Here is an 18,842-nt window from a genome sequence, read left to right as displayed (position 1 = left end):
GCCTTGAAACAAAAGGGGCTTTCCCGGCTATATACCCGCCATCTCCTCGGGGGGACGGAAGAGAGTAATCATGGCTTCTTCAAGTATTCCGGCCAATGGGCACGGCGAACCGACTCGGCGCGACTTTTTGATGGTCGCGACTGGCGCTCTTGGCGCCGTCGGCGCTGCGGCCGTTGCGTGGCCGTTCATCAATAACCTCAATCCCGCCGCGGATACGCTGGCTCTGTCGACCATCGAGGTGAACGTCACCCCGATCGCCGTCGGCCAGGCCGTCACCGTGAAGTGGCGCGGCAAGCCGGTGTTCATCCGGCACCGCACCGAGGCCGAGATCAAGGAAGCCGAGGCTGTGCCGATGTCGCAGCTTCCGGACCCGCAGACCGACAACGCGCGTGTCACCGACACCGCGAAGAAGGTTCGCCCGGAATGGCTGATCATGATCGGCGTCTGCACCCATCTGGGCTGCGTGCCGCTCGGCAACAAGCCCGGCGACCCCAAGGGCGAGTTCGGTGGCTGGTTCTGCCCCTGCCACGGTTCGAGCTACGACACGGCGGGCCGCATCCGCAAAGGACCGGCGCCGAAGAATCTCGTGATTCCGGACTACCTGTTCACTTCCGACTCGCTCGTTCGCATCGGCTGATCGACCCAGGTCGTCCGCCTCAGATCTCGCTGGAGTTCCAGAATGGCCTCGTCACACGGCACGCCGCCGGTCTTCAATAACAAGGTGATCGCCTGGGTCGATCACCGCCTGCCGATCTTCTCGTATATCGAGAAGGAATATCACACGTTCCCGACGCCACGGAATTTCAACTACTTCTGGAACTTCGGCGCGATCGCCACGGTGATGCTGGTCCTCATGATCGCCACCGGCATCGTGCTCGCGACCAACTACACGCCGCACGTGCTGATGGCCTTCGACTCGGTCGAGCGCATCGACCGCGACGTGCCGCAGGGCTGGCTGATCCGCGACCTGCACATGAACGGCGCGTCGTTCTTCTTCATCGCCGTCTACGTCCACATCTTCCGCGGCATGTATTACGGCTCCTACAAGGCGCCGCGCGAACTGCTGTGGATCCTGGGCGTCGTAATCTTCCTGCTGATGATGGCGACGGCCTTCATGGGCTACGTGCTGCCGTGGGGCCAGATGAGCTTCTGGGGCGCCACCGTCATCACCAACCTGTTCTCCGCGATCCCGCTGGTCGGTGAATCGATCGTCACCTGGCTGTGGGGCGGCTTCGCCGTCGACAACCCGACGCTCAACCGCTTCTTCGCGCTGCACTACCTGCTGCCGTTCGTGATCGTGGGCGTGGTCGCGCTGCACGTCGTGGCGCTGCACATCCACGGCTCGAACAACCCGACCGGCATCGATCCGAAGGGCCCGCAGGACACCGTCCCGTTCCATCCGTACTACACGATGAAGGACGGTTTCGGCGTCGTCTGCTTCCTGATCGTCTACGCCGCGTTCGTCTTCTTCGCGCCGGACTACATGGGCCATCCGGACAACTACATCCCGGCCAATCCGCTGGTCACGCCCGCGCACATCGTGCCGGAATGGTACTTCCTGCCGTTCTACGCGATCCTGCGCGCCATCCCCGACAAGCTGGGCGGCGTGCTGGCGATGTTCGGCGCCATCGCGGTGCTGTTCATCCTGCCGTGGCTCGACACCTCGCGCGTCCGGTCCTGCACGTTCCGGCCGATCTACAAGTGGTTCATGATGTTCCTGGTGGTCGACGTGATCGTCCTGGGCATCTGCGGTTCCAAGCCGCCGGAAGGCTTCTGGGTGCCGCTGTCGCAGCTCGCGACGCTCTACTATTTCGCCCACTTCCTCGTGCTGCTGCCGATCCTGGGCAAGATCGAACGGCCGTTGCCATTGCCTCCCAGCATCGCCGACTCGGTGCTCAAGAAGAAGGCGGTCTAAGAGCCATGCGCAAGCCGTTCGCCCGCAATCTCCTGGTCTCTGGCGCCATCGCGCTCGCGGCCCTGACCACCGGCACCATCGCCATCGCGGCCGGTGGGACCGAGCATCCGCCGCACAAGCACTGGCACTTCCAGGGCCCGTTCGGCACCTATGACCGCGCGGCCGCCCAGCGTGGCTTCCAGATCTATCAGGAAGTCTGCGCGGCCTGCCATTCGCTGTCGCTGATGTCGTACCGCAACCTGACCGAGCTCGGCCTGACCGAGAACCAGGTGAAGGGCCTGATCAAGGACATCTCCGTCTCCGATCTCAACGACGAGGGTGCGGTCGCCGACCGGCCGGCGCGCCTGTCCGATCGCTTCAAGAAGCCGTTCCCCAACGAGGCCGCCGCGGCCACCGCCAACAACGGCAAGGCTCCGCCCGACCTCAGCGTCATCGTCAAGGCGCGCGAGGAAGGCCCGGACTACATCTACGGCATCCTCACGGGCTACGTGCCCTACGACAAGCTGACGCCGGAGCAGATCAAGGAGTTCGACGTCAAGAAGGACGACAACTTCAACAAGTACTTCCCGGGCCACAAGATCGCCATGGCGCCGCCGCTGAGCGACGACAAGGTGACCTTTGCCGACGGCACCAAGGCCACGCTCGACCAGGAAGCCGCCGACGTCGTCGAGTTCCTGGCCTGGGCCTCCGAGCCGCACATGGAAGACCGCAAGCGCACCGGCGTGCGGGTCATCCTGTTCCTGATCGCGCTGGCCGGCATGATGTACGCCGTGAAGCGCATGGTGTGGGCCGACAAGAAGCACTGATTGTCGGACGACGGGCCGCAAGGCTCGTCGTTCAACCGACTATCTCTTGAGGCGCCGTTCGATCGCTTCGTGCCGCTCCAGCAGGCGGCGGGCGCGATCGATCACCGGAATGTCGATCATCTTGCCATCGACCGAGAACGAGCCGCGGCCCTCAGCCGCGGCTTTTTCGTCGGCCGCGATCAGCTTCTTCGCGTAGGCGACGTCGTCGGCGCTGGGCGTGAAGGCTTCGTTCAGCGTGGTCACCAGCCCGGGATGGATGCAGGTGCCGCCCGAGAAGCCGAAGCGGCGCGCCCGCTCGGCGCTCTTTCTGTAAGCCGTCGGATCTGAGTAGTCGGCGACCGTGCCTAGAATGCCGATCATCGACACGCCGTGCGCCTGGGCCGCGAACGCCACCATGCGCTTGGGCAGTTCGAGCGTCTCGTCGCCCGGCACCGAGCCGGTCTCCAGCGCAAAATCCTCGCCGCCCAGCATCATGGCGATGACGCGCGGGCCGCGCTCCGCGATGTCGTTCAGCTCGGGCAGCGCGCGCGGATGCTCGATCATGGCGGAGAAGCCGACGCTGCCGACCGGCATGCCGCGCTCGCGCTCCAGCTCGGTCACCATCTCGTCGAGCAGACGCAGGTGCTGCACGCCCTCGGTCTTGGTGACGAACAGCGCCGAAAGGCCGGGACGGACCGCCGCCTCGATGTCGGGAATGGCGAGCCGCAGCGGCCGGTTGATGCGCACGGCCACATCGGCGCCGCCGCGCGCTACCTTCTGCATGGTCTCCGGCAGCATCGCCCGTGCTTCGGGCTTCTGGGCGGGCTGCACGCTGTCCTCGAGATCGACCAGCACGCAGTCGGCGCCGCGCTCGTGCGCCTTGTCGATGAACTTCGGGACGTTGCCCGGAACGTAGAGGATCGAACGCCAGACGGGCGGAACGGGACGCTTCACTTCTTCTTACCCTTCGAAATGGTGCCCGCGGCGCAGAGCTTGTCGTATTCGGCGGCGCCCAGCATCGGCTTCAGCAGCGCCTCGTTGTGCTCGCCGACCTTGGGCGCGGCGCTCTTCAGCGCGCCCGGTGTGCCCGACATGCGCGGCACGACCGGATGGGTCGGCAGCTCGCCCATGTCCTCGTCGTCGATCTCGATCAGCGATTCGCGCTCCAGCACGTAATCGTCCTGGATGATCTGCGAGATGTCGTAGACCGGGCCGATGGTGACGCCGGCTTCGTCGAAGTAACGCAGGTTCTCGTCGAGATCGCGGGCGGCGATGAACTCGCCGATGATCCGGTCGAGTTCGAGCCCGTTGCGCACCCGCTCGATGTTGGTCGAGAAGCGCGGATCCTCGGTCAGCTCCGGGCGACCGATCTTGGTCAGCACGCGCATCGCCATGCCCTGCGTCGAGGCCGAGAGGCAGACCCAGCTTCCGTCCTTGGTCTGGTAGACGTTGCGCGGTGCTGCGTTGGTCGAGCGGCTGCCGGTGCGGATCTTCACCTCGCCAGTCAGCTTGTAGTTGGCGGCCTGCGGACCCAGCATCGAGTAGAGCGGATCGAACAGCGGCAGGTCGAGCACCTGGCCCTTGCCGCCGTTCATCTCGACCTCGCGCAGCGCCACCATGACGGCACCGTAGCCGTTCAGCGCGGCCATGCAGTCGGCCAGATACATCGGCGGCAGCACCGGCTCGCGGTCGGCGAAGCCGTTCATCGACGCGAAGCCGCTGTAACCTTCGATCAGCGTGCCGAAGCCCGGCTTGTGGCGATAGCGCCCGTCCTGGCCCCAACCCGAGATGCGCACGATCACCAGCTTCGGGTTGATCGCGTGCAGCTCGTCGGGCGACAGACCCATGTCTTCCATGACGCCCGGCCGGAAGCTCTCGACCAGGATGGCGGCGGTCTTCGCCAGCTCGCGCACGATGGTGCGGCCGGCATCGGAACGCAGGTCGAGCGCGACGCTCTTCTTGTTGCGGCTATAGACCTTCCAGGCGGTCTCGACGCCCTTTACCCGCCACGAGCGCAGGGTGTCGCCCTCGGGCGGCTCGATCTTGATGACCTCGGCGCCGAAGTCCGCGAGCTGCAGGGTCAGCACGTTGCCGGCAACCAGTCGCGACAGGTCGACGACGCGGACCCCATTCAGGGGGCCGCGCGCCCCGGGGGTGAAGGCCTTCTTCGCGGGTTTCTTGGCCAAGGTCAGCCGTTGCCCACGAACGTGTCGAACAGCTTCATCGTGCGCTCCATCGCCTTCTTCGAGGCGGCCGCGTCCCAGCTTCCGCGCTCGTCGCAATGGAAGCCGTGGTCGGCTGGATAGTCGAAGATCTCGATGTTGGGATGCAGCTCGCGCAGCTCGTTCACATGCGCCATCGGGATGTGCATGTCCTTGTCGCCGAAATGCAGCTGCGTCGGCACGGTCGGCTTCTCGTTCTTGGCGCCATGGATGCCGCCACCGTAGTAGGCCGAGACCGCGTCGGGCTTGAGCCGGGTCGCGGCCAGCCAGCTGATCGTGCCGCCCCAGCAGTAGCCGGTCACGCCGACCTTCTTCACGCCCCGCTTCTTCAGCTCGTCCATCGCCGCCTGAACGTCCTGCACCGCCTTGTCGGTGAAGCCCGGCGTCATGACGTAGCCGCGGCCCTCGGCGATGGAGTCGGGCGTGTAACCCAGCTCGATGCCGGGCTTGATATGGTCGAAGAAGCACGGCGCGAGGGCGAGATAGCCTTCGGCTGCGAATTTGTCGGTTACCGCCCGGATGTGATGGTTCACACCAAAGATCTCCTGGATGACCACGATGCCGCCCTTGGGCGTGCCCTTCGGGGTGGCCAGGTACGCGCCGATCTCGCCGGCGGCAGACTTAAGACGGATATCTTCGCCCATGAATATTCCTCCCTCTGTGGCCAGTATTGGACCATGGTAAGCCCGCGCCGTTCAAGGAATCCAAGCCATGTATATCCCTAAGCATTTCGCAGGCGATGAAGCGGTCGGACGGGAGGTCATGCAGGCCCATAGCTGGGCGCTGCTGATGACGACCGACGAGGCCGGCGCGCCTTTCGCCACCCACCTGTCGCTGCTCTGGCAGGACGACGGCAGCGAGCATGGCTCGCTGGTCGGCCACCTGGCGCGCGCCAACCCGCACTGGAAGCTGTTCGAGCGCCCGGCCGAGTCGCTGGCGCTGTTCTGGGGCCCGCACGCCTATGTCTCGCCCACCTGGTATGCGCCCGGACCGAAGGTGCCGACCTGGAACTACGTCACGGTGCATGCCTACGGCCGGCCGCAGGTCATCGCCGACACGCAGGGTGCACTCGACGTGCTGACGAAGCTTTCGACGGTCTATGAGGGCGTCGATCCCTCGTCCTGGAACCTCGACAAATTGCCGCCGGGCAATGCCGAGGCCCAGACACGCGGCATCGTCGCCTTCCGCATGCCGCTCACCCGGCTCGAGACCAAGATCAAGCTCAGCCAGAATCGTGACCTCGAGGACCGGACCCGCGTGATCGCGAAGCTGGAAGAAAGCGACAATCAGGACGCGCAGGCGACCGCCAACTGGATGAAGCGCGTCCTGCCCTGAGGGGGTTTGTCAGCGGGGTGCGTTGATCGCCAGCTGGTCGGCGAAGGCGCGCTTGTAGGCAGGCCGCGCCTCGCCGCGGGCGACATAGGCGGCCAGGGTCGGGAATTCGTCTAAAAGGCCAGACGGGCGCAGCCGCAGCAGCACCGACACCATCATCAGGTCGGCCGCGCTGAAGCCGCCGTCGAGCCAGTCGGCACTGCCCAGGCGCGCGGCGAGCTGCTTCAGCCGGACGCGGATGCGGTCCTTAACCAGCGGCAGGCGCTCAGGCGTCCAGGGCTTGTCGTTTTCCAGGATTCTCGCGGTCTGCAGTTCGAGGATCGGCGGTTCGACCGTGTTGAGCGCGGCGAACATCCAGGAGATCGCGCGCGCCCTCGCCGTCGCGCCGTCCGGCAGCAGGCCGGCATGGCACTCCGCGATATGGAAGACGATCGCCCCGGTCTCGAACAGGGCGAGATCGCCCTCCTCATAGGTCGGGATCTGGCCGAACGGGTGCCGCGCCAGATGCGCAGGTTCCTTCATCGCCTTGAAGGAAACGAGCCGGACCTCGTAGGGCTGGCGCACTTCCTCCAGCGCCCAGCGGACGCGCGTGTCCCGCGCCAGTCCCTGGCCGCCGTCGGGCGAGCGCTCGAAGGCCGTGATCGTGATGGTCATCTCGCGATACCTCTCAACGCCGGGCAGGCGCGCAGGGTGGCACGTAGGTCAGAATCTGGCCATCGGCATCGATCGATTTGAACTTGGGTGGGACGAACTGCACGTTGCCCGCCCGGAGCGCGCCCGTGGCGCCTGAACAATAGATGTTCCCCTGATAGCGGCCGATGTTGGCCCATTGACCGTCCGCGGCGGTCGCGAAGACCACCACCTGCACGCCATCGATGATGACGATCTCCGGCCGGCCGTCGTCGTCGAGATCGACGATCATCGCCTGGCACCGTTGCCGGGATTCGGCTTCGCGCAGGCAGGCTGGCACGGGCGTTGCCGGCGGCGTGGTGCTCCAGTCCTTGTCGACGAAGGCCTGCGGCAGTGTGGCGCCGGCGGGCAGGACGACCTGAATGTCGGCGACGCGGCTGGCCGGGGTCGCGTCCGTCCTTGGCCTCGATGCGTAACGGTTTTCGGTTTTGAGCGCTTCGTCGGCTTTGGCCGCGATCTCGCGGGCATTCGTGCCCTCGGTCTTCTCTTTCAGCCTCTCCAGGGCCGTCCGACCGTATCTGACGCTATCGAAGCGCAGGAAATTGAAGTCGAACTTGCCGACGGGCACGAGGCCGGCCTCGAGGCGGGCCACCTGACTCGACACCGAAATCCGCGCCGGATCGCCGAGCGGTGACAGCAACGCGAGCATTATCGCCACCATGACGAAGGCCGACATGATGTTGGTCGCGGGCAGCAGGGTGAGGCGCGGGCCGCTTCGAAGCGCCGCCATCGTGTAGCCCACGGCGTGGCAGGCGATGGCAACCAGCGCCGCCGTGGCCGTCACGCGGCTCGGGGTCCAGCCGTATTGCTGGACGCGCAGGTTCAAGCCGATCACCGCAATGACGGTCAGCGGCATCAATACGACGGCGGCCAGGGTTCTCGAATAGGCCAGCACGCGGGGGCTGTCGGTGCCGGGGCCTCCATCCTGGTAGTGGCTGTTGATCAGCACGATCAGGAAGATCGAGGCCGCGATCAGGCTGAGCGTGGCGTGTCGCGTGTTCCACAAGGGCTGCAGGCCGGTGAAGGGCAGCGCGCACAGGAAGCCGATGGCGATCAGGGTCAGGATCGGCAGCAGCCACGACAGCATGCTCAAGGTCAGGGTTCGGGCGCCGCGCACGAGGCTCGCACGCGCATCCGTCAGGTGAAGGGAGGCGCCGGCCGCCACAGTCGTGGCGGGTATGCCGAACCAGGCACGTTGCAGCAATTCGGAGAAGAAGGTGAGATTGATCTGTTCGAACAGCGCGGCGCCCAACCACAGCACGGCCCAGAACACGCCGACGAAGAGCGACGCCAGCACGATCTGGGCGCCCAGCTTCCAGGTCGTGTCGAAATAGGTGGCAAAGGACGCGATCGGCTTGCGGTCGTTGTCGCCCGAGGCAATCAGGGCCTGCAGGACGAAAAGCAGGCCGGCCAGGCCGCCAAGGCCCGCCGTTTCATGGAGGAACGAGAACAGGAAATTGGGCGCGGGATATGGATTGCGATAGGAGGCGTAGAAGCCGAGAGACGCGCACAACAAGGTCGCTGCGAGACACCAGGCGACCAGGCTGCGCCGCTGCAGGTTGCCCAGGCTCACGATGGCGATCGTCGGAACGAACACGACGACCGCTGTCGCCGCCTTCAGAAGGTCCTTGTCGGCCGCGAGCCAATGCGACGACCGGAGCGCTTCATTGATGAGATAGAGCGCCAGCCCCTGCAGCAGGCCAATGGTGATCCGAAGAAACCCGATGGTCTGCGTCGACGCGGTTTGAAGGGGCACTCGATTGTCCTGCCGGCTAGGCGGACCCCCTTGTGGGGTCCGCTGAACCGGCAGCCTAGCACGCAATTTGGGCGTGCATTGTCCCTTTGGACTACTTCGCCTTCAGGAGGTCGGTGACCTTGAGCAGGATCAGCTCGTTGTCGTCCGACTTGCCGAGCGCGCGGCCCGACGAGAAGGGCAGGTTGTTGTCGTTGCCGACGATGATGTGGTCGGCGTCGATCAGGTCGACATTCTCGATGGTGAAGAACGGGAAGGTGAGCTTGCCGTCCTTGCCGCCCTGGCGCGCGACCTTGTTCGGGTCCTGGATGTCCATCAGGTCGATGTAGCCGACCTTCTTCACGAAGCCGTCGGCATCGGCCTGGGCGAGGTCGATCTTGTAGATGCGCTTGAACTTGGCCGGCACGTTGAAGCAATCGGGCTTCGGCGCACCCTCGGCGCAGGCCTGGGCCACGTCGCCCTCGGTGTCGTCGCGCTCGATGATCAGGCCGCTGGTGGCGTCGATCATGTTGAAGTCGCCGATGGCGTTGCCGGGCGCCTCGAGCGTGTACTTGAAGCTCTTGCCCGTGTACTCGCCCTTGGCCACGTCGAACTCGAGAATGCGCAGGTAGCGCTTGCCGTCCTTGGCTTCCATCTCGCCGGACTCGGTGACCAGCGGGCCTTCGAGCAACGGATAGAGGAACTTGCCGTCGGGCGACTGCGCCATGCCCTCGAAGCCCTTGCTGCGACGGACCTCGAACTTCACCGGACCGGGCGCGCCCGGCATGGTGACCGACGGATGATCGGGCGAGCGCACGACCTTGCCGTCGACCTTGGTCTCGAACACCTGCAGGACCTTGCCGCTCTTGTCGGTCTTGATCAGGAACGGACCGAACTCCTCGCCGAAGTACAGGAAGTCACCGACGGGCTGCACCGACTCGAGATCGAAGTCGCCGCCGGTCAGGTAGCGCTTGGGCGTGTTCTCGTTGACGATGCGGAACGGCACCTTGCGATCCGGGTCGCTGAGGAAGGTGGTCGAGACGCGCTCGACGGCGCCGCTCTTCCAGTCGGGCTTCAGCACGTGGAACATCAACATCGAGTCGGGCGAGTTGGCCTTCGACCCGAAGCCGTTGTCGGTGATGGTGAGGAAGGTGCCGTCCTTGAGGTTCTTGATGCCGGACAGGCCCTGCACAGCCTGGCCCTTCAGCGGCAGCATGAGGCCGGTGGGACGCGGCGCGGCCTTATCGGAGAGGGCAGAGAAGGCCTGCACGCTCTCGGGCGCGTCGACCCGCTGGCCGGTCGGGCCGGCATAGCGGCCAGAAATCTGCAGCTCCTGCGGCGCGTCGGCCGGGGCCGGCACGAGGGTCATGGCCGGCAGGACCGCGTGGCCTTCCAAGGTGGCGGGAAACTTGGTCTGGGCAGAGGCGGGGAACGCGGCCAGCAGCAGGGCAGCGGCAGAGGTCGCAAGCAGCAGATGTGTTTTCATGTCTGTCTCTTCATTAGCTGTGACATCTGCCTGCTACAGGCTGAGCGCTACGGTTTGCTGACGGTCCCTTGTGGACGGCGCGGGGTCGCGCGCAAAATCGTAACGGAAACGCCATTATTGCCCGCTACCCAGACGCGGTGTTTCCAGGAGATCGCATGGCCGCCGCTCAAAATGACGATTACACGGATCCCGACGATATCGGCGTGAACGCCAGCACCGAGCCGTCGATCGGCGAGCTGATCGAGCGCCGCCTCAGCCGGCGCGATGCGCTGCGGGGCCTCGCGGGTGTCGGCATCGCGGCGTCGCTCGGCAGCCCCTTCGCCAGCAGCGATGCGGAGGCGCAGACGGCCGGTCCCTCGACGCTTACCTTCAAGGAGCTGGCCCACACGCTCGACACCAACCAGCACGTCGCCGAAGGCTACGACATGCAGGTGCTGATCCGTTGGGGCGATCCGATCATCGGCGGCGGCGCCGACTTCGATCCGAAGGCGCTGACCGCCGCCGAGCAGGAGAAGCGCTTCGGCTACAACAACGACTATCTCGGTCTCTATCCGCAGCCGGCCGGCAGCCGCAGCGGCGACCGGTTCCTGATGGTCGCCAACCACGAATACACCAACCCCAACCTGATGTTCGCCGGCCTCGGCAGCGGCCGCGACGCGGCGCTGCAGGCCACGAAGGAGCAGGTCGCGGTCGAGATGGCGTCGGTCGGCGGCGCGATCATCGAGATCATGAAGGATAACGCCGGCTGGAAGGTCGTGCCCGACAGCAAGTTCGCGCGCCGACTCACCGCGACGACGCCGATGGAATTCTCAGGCCCCGCCGCCGGTCACGACAAGCTCAAGACTTCGGCCGATCCGACCGGCACCAAGGTGCTGGGCACCTTCGGCAACTGCGCCGGCGGCAGCACGCCGTGGGGCACGTGGCTCACCTGCGAGGAGAACTTCCACTTCTACTTCGACGGCGATGCCGCGCGTGCGGCCGATACCGAACTCGGCAAGCGCTACGGCGTGGCGCGGGCGACCAATGCCTGGGGGCGGCATGTCGATCGCTTCAACTTCGACAAGGAGCCGAACGAGCCCAACCGCTTCGGCTGGGTGGTCGAGACCGATCCGTACGAGCCCAACTCGCCGCCGATCAAGCGCACGGCATTGGGCCGCTTCAAGCACGAGGGTTGCACCTACGCGCTGGCCAAGGATGGCCGCGTGGTGCTGTACAGCGGCGACGACGAGCGCTTCGAGTATGTCTATCGCTTCGTCACCTCGAAGCCGTGGAACCCGAACGACCGAGCGGCCAACAAGAACCTGCTGGACGAGGGCACGCTCTCGGTCGCGCGCTTCAATGCCGACGGCAAGGTCGAGTGGCTGCCGTTGGTGCAGGGCCAGGGCCCGCTAACCGCCGCGAACGGCTTTGCGACGCAGGGCGACGTGCTGGTGAAGACGCGCATGGCCGCCGACCTGCTGAAGCCCACGCCGATGGACCGGCCGGAGGATATCGAGACCAATCCGGTCAACGGCCGCGTCTATGTCGTGCTGACCAACAACGGCTCGCGCAAGGCCGACCAGGTCGACAAGGCCAACCCGCGCGCCACCAACGATCACGGCCACATCCTCGAGATCACGCCGAAGGACGGCGACCACGCCGCCAACGAAGGTGCCTGGTCGATCTTCCTGCTGGCCGGGAAGCCGGGCCAGGATGCCGGCGCGCGCTATCATCGCGCGACCTCGGACAATGGCTGGCTGAGCTGCCCCGACAACATCGCCTTCGACAGCAAGGGCCGCATCTGGATCGTGACCGACGGGGCGCCGTCGGCGGCCGGCGTTGCCGACGGCGTGTACGGCGCCGACACGACGGGCTTCGGCCGCGCGCTGACGCGCTGCTTCTATCAGGCGCCGACCGGCGCCGAAGTGTGCGGGCCGATCTTCTCGCCCGACGACAACACGTTGTTCCTGTCGATCCAGCATCCCGGCGAAGACCGCAACTCGACCTTCGAGAAGCCTTCTACGCGCTGGCCGGATTTCAAGGACGGCATGCCGCCGCGGCCTTCGGTGATCGCGATCACGAAGAAGGGTGGGGGGCAGATCGGCGGATAGGACTCATTGGAGCGCGCCACTCCAGTGGCGCTCATGCGTCGTTAAAGCAACGAGATATGAGCGCCACTGGAGTGGCGCGCTCCGTTGAGAAGCGTCGAGTTTCTTTTCTTATCTATTCTGCGCCGTGTGAGCTCTCGCGCTTGATTACAAGCGCTGCCGCTCACCGGTTCAATGTTTAGCGCGCCGCAGGCGCGTTAAACATTGAACCTGAAGTGAAACACATCGCCGTCCTTGACGGCGTATTCCTTGCCTTCCAGCCGCAGCTTGCCGGCATCGCGCGCGCCCGCCTCGCCGTTCAGCGTGACGTAGTCGTCGTAGGCGATCGTCTCGGCGCGGATGAAGCCCTTCTCGAAGTCGGTATGGATGACGCCGGCGGCTTCCGGGGCCTTGGCCTCGCGACGCACCGTCCAGGCGCGGGCTTCCTTGGGGCCGACGGTGAAGAAGGTCACGAGATCGAGCAGCGAGTAGCCCGCGCGCACGACGCGGGCGAGGCCGGTCTCCTCGAGGCCGAGCGACGACAGGTAGTCGCTCTGGTCTTCGGCCGGGAGCTGCGCCACTTCGGCCTCGATGGCGGCCGAGATCACGACCGACGGCATGCCGCGCGACTTGGCGAAGGCTTCGGCCTTGGCGCTGTGCTCGTTGCCGGTGGCGGCTGCGCCTTCCTCGACGTTCAGCACGTACATCATCGGCTTGGCGGTGATGAGCTGCAGCCGCGAGAAGATCAGGCGCTCGTCGTCGGTGATCTTGGCTTCGCGGGCCGGCTTGCCGTCGCGCAGCGCCTCGAGCGCCTTCTTCACGACCGGCACTTCGGCGCCCGCATCCTTGTCGCCGCCCTTGGCCTTCTTCTCGAGGTTGGGCAGGCGCTTCTCGAGGCTGTCCATGTCGGCCAGCATCAGCTCGGTCTCGACGACCTCGGCGTCGCTCACCGGATCGACCTTGCCGCTCACATGCGTGACGTCGCCGTCCTCGAAGCAGCGCAGCACGTGGGCGATCGCGTCGACCTCGCGGATGTTGCCGAGGAACTGGTTGCCGAGACCTTCACCTTGCGAGGCGCCCTTCACGAGGCCCGCGATGTCGACGAATTCGAGCTGGGTGTTGATGATCTTGGCCGAGCTCGCGATGCCCGCGAGCTTTTCGAGGCGCGGATCGGGCACGGCGACGCGGCCGACGTTCGGCTCGATGGTGCAGAACGGGTAGTTGGCCGCCTGCGCCGCCTGGGTGGCGGTCAGCGCGTTGAACAGGGTCGACTTGCCGACATTGGGCAGGCCGACGATTCCGCAATTGAAACCCATGTTCTACTCTTTGCTGTGTTCTTTGCCGTTCAGGGCGCCCTTGATGTCGAGGCGGGCCGGAAGGTCGGGAGGCGGCGCGAGATGCGCCACCCGGCTCATGTATTTCTCGTCGGCCTTGGCGCCGCCTTCGATCAGCAGCGCCGATTCCTCGGCCAGCGCGTTCAGCACCTTCGGGACCCAGCCGTCCTTCGGGTCGCGCTCGTCGCGCTCGAAGTCGCGCAGCACCCAGTGCAGCACCAGGTCCTTGTGGCCGGGATGGCCGATGCCGATGCGGACCCGGCGGTAATCCTTGCCGACATGGGCGTCAATGTCGCGCAGGCCGTTATGCCCGCCGGCGCCGCCACCCTTCTTCATGCGCACCCGTCCGGGCGCAATGTCGAGTTCGTCGTGGAAGACGACCAGACGGTCGAGCGGCACCTTGAGGAAGCGCACGGCTTCGCCCACGGCCTTGCTCGACTCGTTCATGAACGTCATGGGTTTCAGGGCGATGACGCGTTCGCCGCCCAGATGGCCCTCGGCCACCTCGCCGTTGAAACGCGCACGCCAGGGGGAGAAGACACGGCGGCGGACGATCTCGTCCACCGCCATGAATCCCACATTGTGCCGGTGCCCCGCATAGCGCGGCCCGGGATTGCCGAGCCCGACCAGCAGAAGCATCGACGGAGCCGAGCCTTCGCCCGCTCGTTACTTCTTCGCCGGAGCGGGAGCCTTCGCACCCGCTGCCGGAGCCGCAGCACCCGCCGCCGGGGCCGCACCCGCCGCCGGCGCAGCGCCTTCGGCCGGAGCATCCGTCGTGGCCGTCTCGCGGACCACGGTCGGGGCGGCGATCGACGCCACGGTGGCGTTCTTGTCGCGGGTCACCACGCGCGCGCTCTCGGGAATGTTGAGCGTCGACATGTGGATCGAGTGGCCGATTTCGAGACCGGTCAGGTCGACCTCGAAATACTCCGGAATGGCGCTGGCCTTGGTGCGCACGGTGATCTCGTGTAGCACCACGTTCAGCACGCCGCCGCGCTTGATGCCGGGCGACGCCAGCTCGTTGCGGAAGTGCACGGGCACCTGCACGGTGATGACCGACTCAGGTCCGATGCGCAGGAAGTCGAGATGGAGGGGCTTGTCCGTCACCGGATCGACCTGCACGTCGCGCGGCAGGACGTCGTAGTCCTTGCCATCGACGGCGATCTTCATGAGGTGGTTGAAGTAGCCTTCCTTGTGAAGCTCGCGCTCGATCGTCTTCGGTTCGACGGCGATCATCACCGGGGCCTGCTTGTCACCGTAGATCACGGCGGGAATCAGTCCATCACGACGGCTGGAACGGGCGCCCCCTTTACCGGCCCGATCTCGCATCTTCGCGACGACTTTGGTCGTCTCTGCCATCTCACATCTCCTTGGGTTGCTCTGTTATCGCGGCGTGGCCTCCAGGGGTGCCCATCGCCGGATCTCTTAAATTCCTAAATTTCTCAGTCGAACAGGCTCGAAACCGATGCCTCGTCGGTGATGCGCTTCATCGCCTCGGCCATCAGCGTCGCGATGCTGAGCGGCCGGATGTTCGGCGACACGCGCACCGCCTCGGTGGGCATGATCGAATCGGTGATGACCATCTTCTCGATCGGCGAGGCCGCGACGCGGGCAACCGCGCCGCCCGACAGCACGCCGTGCGTAATGTAGGCCGAAACCGAGGTGGCGCCCTGGTCCATCAGCGCGACCGCCGCGTTGCACAGCGTGCCGCCCGAATCGACGATGTCGTCGATCAGGATGCAGTCGCGGTTCTTCACGTCGCCGATCACGTTCATGACTTCGCTGACGCCGGCGGCTTCGCGGCGCTTGTCGATGATGGCGAGGTCGGCATCGATGCGCTTGGCAATCGCGCGGGCACGGACCACACCGCCGGTGTCGGGCGACACCACGGTCAGGCTGCGGTTCGAGAAGGTCTCCTTGATGTCCTTCGAGAAGACCGGCCCGGCGTAGAGATTGTCGAGCGGGATGTCGAAGAAGCCCTGGATCTGGCCGGCATGCAGGTCGAGCGTGAGGACGCGATGAGCGCCGGCATGGGTGATCAGGTTGGCGACCAGCTTGGCCGAGATCGGCGTGCGCGAGCCGGTGCGGCGGTCCTGGCGGGCGTAGCCGAAATAGGGGATCACCGCGGTGATGCGGCGCGCCGAGCTGCGGCGCAGGGCATCGATGGTGATCAGCAGTTCCATCAGATGGTCGTTGGCCGGGAAGCTCGTCGACTGGATGACGAACACATCCTCGCCGCGCACGTTCTCGAGGATTTCGACGAAGATCTCGTTGTCGGAGAACCGGCGAATATTGGCCTTCACCAGCGGCAGGGCCAGCTTGGCGGAAATGGCTTCGGCCAGCGGTTTATTGCTGTTGCCGGTGAGAATCTTCATGAATCGCGTCCCTCGCGCCGGGGCGGGATTGGTTAAGTCATTGATCTAAAACGACAAAACGGCCATCCCGGGCCGCGACGGGGCGGAACATACCAATGAGTCGGAGGTCTGTAAACGCTCGGAAATATCGGGCTTTTTGTCGCTTCAGTAAGGGACCTTGTCGTCGATCATGATGATGCGGTGCAGGCGGCGGACCTGGGTCGCCTCGTCCCATTCGCTGGCCCGGTGCATGCTGCAGCGATTGTCCGACATCAGCACGTCGCCGGGCTGCCAGCGGTGCTGATAGGAGAAGCGGTCCTGGATCATGTGGTGCAGCAGCTCGTCGTAGAGCGCCTGCGCCTTTTCCGCCTCCATGCCGTCGATGCAGGAACCCCATTCGCCGCCGAGATAAAGGCCGCGCTTGCCGATCTCGGGATGGGTGCGGACCAGCGGATGCACGACGTCGGGGATCTTCAGGCGCTCGGCCTCGGCTTCTTCCTCGCTCGCCTCGGGGAAGAGGTTGCGGAACAGGCGGGCCCGGCTGTGCAGGACCTTCAGCCCGTCGATCTCGGCGCGCTTGGCGTCGGGCAGGGCCTCGTAGGCGGCGATGCCGTTGGCGTAGCGCGTGTCGCCCTGGCCCTCTGGCACCTGGATCGCGTGCAGGTAGGTGAACAGGCCGGGCTCGGGCAGGTGATAGTGGTCGGTGTGCCAGTTGAGGCCGACCTTGGGCGAGCCGACCTTGGCCTGCTCCTCGTGCACGTTGCCGACCACGAAGATCTCATGGTGATCGGCCAGGCAGTAGTGCCGCAGCGAGTGCAGGTCGGGACGGCCGCCGAAGCGGTTGGCGAAGGCGAGATAGCCGGCGGGCGACAGCTTCTCCTGCCCGCGGAACAGCAGCAGGGTTCGTGCGACGCAGGCGGCGCGGATGATGGCGATCATCTCCTCATCATGGTCGTCGCTGAGGTCGATGCCCTCGATCGAGGTCGCCACGTTCTCGGCGAGATCGGTGACGACGAGCCCGCGCGCCGCGGCGGCGCTGCGCCAATCGAACGACTGATCGACCTGTGCGGGCATGGCGGACTCCTTCAGTGGCACCGTTATTGCAGTTTCCCAGGCACGGACCTGGACCGACCTCTGGGCCAACACCACTGCAAGCGCTGTGCCGCGGACCCTCGCGGTGGCAGGCCTATCGAGGATGGATGTCATGCGTGTTCCACTGATCTCGGCTGTGCTTCTCCCGCTGTGCCTCGCCGCCCTCCCGGCCGCGGCGCAAAGCTGCAAGCCCGCCATTGCCGACGCCGACCTCGTTGCGCCCGGCAAGCTGCAGATGTCGATCAACCCGACCCTGCCGCCGCAACAGTTCGTCGACGAGAAGGGCGAGCTGCAGGGTCTGAACGTCGAGCTGATGCGCGAGATCGCCAAGAAGCTCTGCATCCCGCTCGAGCTGATCCGCATGGATTTCCCGCCGATGATCCCCGCCATGCAGGGCGGCCGCTTCGACGGCATCAACACCGGCATGTTCTGGACCGAGGAACGCTCGAAGATCGCCTACACGGTGCCCTATGCGCAGCAGACCATCGCGCTCACCGTCACCGCGAATTCGCCTCTGAAGCTCACCGATGCGGAGTCGCTCGCCGGCCGCAAGGCGGGCGTCGAGGTCAACTCCTACCAGGAGCGCTGGCTGCGCGGCGTCGACAAGGAACAGGTCGCCAAGGGCGCCAAGCCGATCGAGGTCCTGACCTTCAAGACCGCCACCGAGGTGCTGGCGGCGTTGCGCGCCGGCCAGGTCGAGACGGCGATCCTGATCGACGTGACGGCGGTCGAGATCAAGCGTCGCGGCCTGATCGAGATCACCGCGACTGGTCTCGGCAGTGCGCCGACCACGCAGATGTATCGCAACAAGAACGTCGCGGAGAAGGTCGTGGGCGCACTCAACGAACTCAAGAAGGACGGCTACTACGACAAGCTGTTCGACAAGTACGGTCTCACCAAGCTGCCGGTCGAGACCTTCGCCATCCGCGGCCCCGGTCCGACCTGACTGAAATCGAAGTGATCGCATCATGAGGGGCTTCGACGTCGGTGACTTCTATGCGGCGCTGACTAACCAGTTCCTGCTGGTCGGCGTTCTGGTGACCGCCGGTCTCACCGTGGCGGGCCTGGCGGGCGGTCTGATCCTGGGTCTCGCCATCGCGCTGATGCGAGCCTCGAACAACGGCGCGGTCAGCAGAATCGCGCAGGGCTACATCTGGTTCTTCCGCGGCACGCCGCTCCTGATCCAGATGGTGATGATCTATTCCGGCCTGCCGCAGCTCGGCATCAAGTTCGGCGTGCTCACCTCGGTGATCGTGACGCTGATCCTGAACGAGGCGGCCTACATGGCCGAGATCATCCGCGGCGGCTTTCTGGCCATCCCGGCCGGCCAGCATGACGCCGCCAAGGCGCTGGGCCTTTCGCGCTCGCTGGCGCTGCGCAAGGTGCTGCTGCCGCAGGCCACGCGGATCATCCTGCCGGCACTGGGCAATTCGGTGAACGGCCTGCTGAAGGCCACGTCGATCGCCTCGGTGATCTCGATGGAAGAGCTGATGCGGCGCGCCGAGATGATCATGCAGATCAAGTTCGACGTGCTCGAAGTCTTCGCCGCCGCCGCCGTCTATTACCTGGTCCTGACGACGCTCTGGGACCGCGCCCAACGCTGGCTCGAACGCCGCTACGATCCGACCCGGACGGCGCAGGCCAAGGAGACGACGAAAGATGCGCCGGGCGTCCTGCCCGCCGTCGAGCAGGCCGCGCTGCCGCGCTGAAAATAAATCCGTCGTCTCGACCGGAGCCTCGCGCAGCGAGGCGTAGCGGAGAGACCTTCTCTCTACACATAGCCGGCTTTTGGTGGAGGGAAGGTCTCTCCGCTACGCGCCTACGGCACTTCGGT

General features: G+C 65.6%; 18 protein-coding genes. 7 read left to right on the top strand and 11 right to left on the bottom strand.

Annotation, left to right across the window (positions count from 1 at the left end; genetic code table 11):
* Positions 1-70 precede the first annotated feature (70 nt).
* From petA to AC1RP5_RS00145, 3 genes are read left to right on the top strand one after another with little or no spacing between them, the layout of a single operon-like run.
* Positions 71-637 (top strand): ubiquinol-cytochrome c reductase iron-sulfur subunit, encoded by a 567-nt coding sequence (gene petA, locus AC1RP5_RS00155; protein ID WP_493108533.1) that lies wholly within the window; start codon positions 71-73, stop codon positions 635-637.
* A 42-nt stretch (positions 638-679) separates the two neighbouring features.
* Positions 680-1,915 (top strand): cytochrome b, encoded by a 1,236-nt coding sequence (locus AC1RP5_RS00150; protein WP_493108532.1) that lies wholly within the window; start codon positions 680-682, stop codon positions 1,913-1,915.
* Between the two features lie 5 nt (positions 1,916-1,920).
* Positions 1,921-2,721: a cytochrome c1 gene (locus AC1RP5_RS00145; protein WP_493108531.1), complete on the top strand. Its 801-nt coding sequence runs from the start codon at positions 1,921-1,923 to the stop codon at positions 2,719-2,721.
* A gap of 39 nt (positions 2,722-2,760) precedes the next feature.
* Here the strand turns inward: AC1RP5_RS00145 and AC1RP5_RS00140 are convergent, their stop codons facing one another.
* Genes AC1RP5_RS00140 through AC1RP5_RS00130 form a run of 3 tightly spaced genes read right to left on the bottom strand, consistent with a single transcriptional unit; the run spans position 2,761 to position 5,566 of the window.
* Entirely contained in the window at positions 2,761-3,654 is an 894-nt protein-coding gene (locus AC1RP5_RS00140) for an HpcH/HpaI aldolase/citrate lyase family protein (RefSeq protein ID WP_493108530.1), read from the bottom strand.
* Complete coding sequence (locus AC1RP5_RS00135) at positions 3,651-4,886, bottom strand: CaiB/BaiF CoA transferase family protein (protein ID WP_493108529.1); 1,236 nt, start codon at positions 4,884-4,886, stop codon at positions 3,651-3,653. Before AC1RP5_RS00135 ends, AC1RP5_RS00140 begins: the two co-directional genes overlap by 4 nt.
* Positions 4,887-4,888: 2 nt before the next feature.
* The gene (locus AC1RP5_RS00130; RefSeq protein ID WP_493108528.1) at positions 4,889-5,566 is read right to left on the bottom strand and encodes a dienelactone hydrolase family protein; all 678 of its coding nucleotides are present in this window, start codon (positions 5,564-5,566) and stop codon (positions 4,889-4,891) included.
* Positions 5,567-5,633: 67 nt separating this feature from the next.
* On the opposite strand from AC1RP5_RS00130, the gene AC1RP5_RS00125 reads away from it, so the two are divergent.
* A complete protein-coding gene (locus tag AC1RP5_RS00125; RefSeq protein WP_493108527.1) occupies positions 5,634-6,257 on the top strand; it encodes an FMN-binding negative transcriptional regulator in 624 nt (207 codons plus the stop codon).
* Positions 6,258-6,266: 9 nt separating this feature from the next.
* Here AC1RP5_RS00125 and AC1RP5_RS00120 read toward each other — a convergent pair whose 3' ends face one another.
* From AC1RP5_RS00120 to AC1RP5_RS00110, 3 genes are all read right to left on the bottom strand, one after another.
* A complete protein-coding gene (locus tag AC1RP5_RS00120) occupies positions 6,267-6,908 on the bottom strand; it encodes a glutathione S-transferase family protein (RefSeq protein ID WP_493108526.1) in 642 nt (213 codons plus the stop codon).
* 13 nt (positions 6,909-6,921) lie between these two features.
* Entirely contained in the window at positions 6,922-8,700 is a 1,779-nt protein-coding gene (locus tag AC1RP5_RS00115; protein ID WP_493108525.1) for a DUF4153 domain-containing protein, read from the bottom strand.
* A gap of 91 nt (positions 8,701-8,791) precedes the next feature.
* Complete coding sequence (locus tag AC1RP5_RS00110; RefSeq protein ID WP_493108524.1) at positions 8,792-10,162, bottom strand: esterase-like activity of phytase family protein; 1,371 nt, start codon at positions 10,160-10,162, stop codon at positions 8,792-8,794.
* A gap of 155 nt (positions 10,163-10,317) precedes the next feature.
* Between AC1RP5_RS00110 and AC1RP5_RS00105 the strand changes: the two genes are divergently transcribed.
* Complete coding sequence (locus tag AC1RP5_RS00105) at positions 10,318-12,252, top strand: PhoX family protein (protein WP_493108523.1); 1,935 nt, start codon at positions 10,318-10,320, stop codon at positions 12,250-12,252.
* Positions 12,253-12,446: 194 nt separating this feature from the next.
* Here the strand turns inward: AC1RP5_RS00105 and ychF are convergent, their stop codons facing one another.
* The 5 genes from ychF to AC1RP5_RS00080 form a co-directional block, all read right to left on the bottom strand.
* On the bottom strand, positions 12,447-13,544 hold the full coding sequence (gene ychF / locus AC1RP5_RS00100) for a redox-regulated ATPase YchF (protein WP_493108522.1): 1,098 nt from the start codon (positions 13,542-13,544) through the stop codon (positions 12,447-12,449).
* A 3-nt stretch (positions 13,545-13,547) separates the two neighbouring features.
* Positions 13,548-14,201, bottom strand: coding sequence for an aminoacyl-tRNA hydrolase (pth, locus tag AC1RP5_RS00095; RefSeq protein ID WP_493108521.1), 654 nt, complete (start codon positions 14,199-14,201; stop codon positions 13,548-13,550).
* A 27-nt stretch (positions 14,202-14,228) separates the two neighbouring features.
* Positions 14,229-14,921 (bottom strand): 50S ribosomal protein L25/general stress protein Ctc, encoded by a 693-nt coding sequence (locus AC1RP5_RS00090; protein WP_493108520.1) that lies wholly within the window; start codon positions 14,919-14,921, stop codon positions 14,229-14,231.
* A gap of 83 nt (positions 14,922-15,004) precedes the next feature.
* Complete coding sequence (locus AC1RP5_RS00085) at positions 15,005-15,937, bottom strand: ribose-phosphate pyrophosphokinase (protein ID WP_493108519.1); 933 nt, start codon at positions 15,935-15,937, stop codon at positions 15,005-15,007.
* A 144-nt stretch (positions 15,938-16,081) separates the two neighbouring features.
* Positions 16,082-16,990: a TauD/TfdA dioxygenase family protein gene (locus AC1RP5_RS00080; RefSeq protein WP_493108518.1), complete on the bottom strand. Its 909-nt coding sequence runs from the start codon at positions 16,988-16,990 to the stop codon at positions 16,082-16,084.
* A gap of 130 nt (positions 16,991-17,120) precedes the next feature.
* Between AC1RP5_RS00080 and AC1RP5_RS00075 the strand changes: the two genes are divergently transcribed.
* Together AC1RP5_RS00075 and AC1RP5_RS00070 are read left to right on the top strand one after the other, a co-directional pair.
* The gene (locus AC1RP5_RS00075) at positions 17,121-17,954 is read left to right on the top strand and encodes an ABC transporter substrate-binding protein (protein ID WP_493108517.1); all 834 of its coding nucleotides are present in this window, start codon (positions 17,121-17,123) and stop codon (positions 17,952-17,954) included.
* 22 nt (positions 17,955-17,976) lie between these two features.
* The gene (locus AC1RP5_RS00070) at positions 17,977-18,717 is read left to right on the top strand and encodes an amino acid ABC transporter permease (protein ID WP_493108516.1); all 741 of its coding nucleotides are present in this window, start codon (positions 17,977-17,979) and stop codon (positions 18,715-18,717) included.
* The last annotated feature ends 125 nt before the right edge of the window (positions 18,718-18,842 follow it).

It is taken from the genome of Reyranella sp. GW821-FHT12G01 (assembly GCF_058806575.1).
The sequence above is the reverse complement of the archived record's forward strand: the minus strand, read 5'-3'. Positions and strand labels throughout refer to the sequence as shown.

Excerpts from the sequence above, each read along its gene's own strand:
- petA (WP_493108533.1), top strand. The coding sequence starts at position 71 with ATGGCTTCTTCAAGTATTCCGGCCAATGGGCACGGCGAACCGACTCGG.
- AC1RP5_RS00150 (WP_493108532.1), top strand. The coding sequence starts at position 680 with ATGGCCTCGTCACACGGCACGCCGCCGGTCTTCAATAACAAGGTGATC.
- AC1RP5_RS00145 (WP_493108531.1), top strand. The coding sequence starts at position 1,921 with ATGCGCAAGCCGTTCGCCCGCAATCTCCTGGTCTCTGGCGCCATCGCG.
- AC1RP5_RS00130 (WP_493108528.1), bottom strand. The coding sequence starts at position 5,566 with ATGGGCGAAGATATCCGTCTTAAGTCTGCCGCCGGCGAGATCGGCGCG.
- AC1RP5_RS00125 (WP_493108527.1), top strand. The coding sequence starts at position 5,634 with ATGTATATCCCTAAGCATTTCGCAGGCGATGAAGCGGTCGGACGGGAG.
- AC1RP5_RS00120 (WP_493108526.1), bottom strand. The coding sequence starts at position 6,908 with ATGACCATCACGATCACGGCCTTCGAGCGCTCGCCCGACGGCGGCCAG.
- AC1RP5_RS00110 (WP_493108524.1), bottom strand. The coding sequence starts at position 10,162 with ATGAAAACACATCTGCTGCTTGCGACCTCTGCCGCTGCCCTGCTGCTG.
- AC1RP5_RS00105 (WP_493108523.1), top strand. The coding sequence starts at position 10,318 with ATGGCCGCCGCTCAAAATGACGATTACACGGATCCCGACGATATCGGC.
- ychF (WP_493108522.1), bottom strand. The coding sequence starts at position 13,544 with ATGGGTTTCAATTGCGGAATCGTCGGCCTGCCCAATGTCGGCAAGTCG.
- pth (WP_493108521.1), bottom strand. The coding sequence starts at position 14,201 with ATGCTTCTGCTGGTCGGGCTCGGCAATCCCGGGCCGCGCTATGCGGGG.
- AC1RP5_RS00090 (WP_493108520.1), bottom strand. The coding sequence starts at position 14,921 with ATGGCAGAGACGACCAAAGTCGTCGCGAAGATGCGAGATCGGGCCGGT.
- AC1RP5_RS00085 (WP_493108519.1), bottom strand. The coding sequence starts at position 15,937 with ATGAAGATTCTCACCGGCAACAGCAATAAACCGCTGGCCGAAGCCATT.
- AC1RP5_RS00080 (WP_493108518.1), bottom strand. The coding sequence starts at position 16,990 with ATGCCCGCACAGGTCGATCAGTCGTTCGATTGGCGCAGCGCCGCCGCG.
- AC1RP5_RS00075 (WP_493108517.1), top strand. The coding sequence starts at position 17,121 with ATGCGTGTTCCACTGATCTCGGCTGTGCTTCTCCCGCTGTGCCTCGCC.
- AC1RP5_RS00070 (WP_493108516.1), top strand. The coding sequence starts at position 17,977 with ATGAGGGGCTTCGACGTCGGTGACTTCTATGCGGCGCTGACTAACCAG.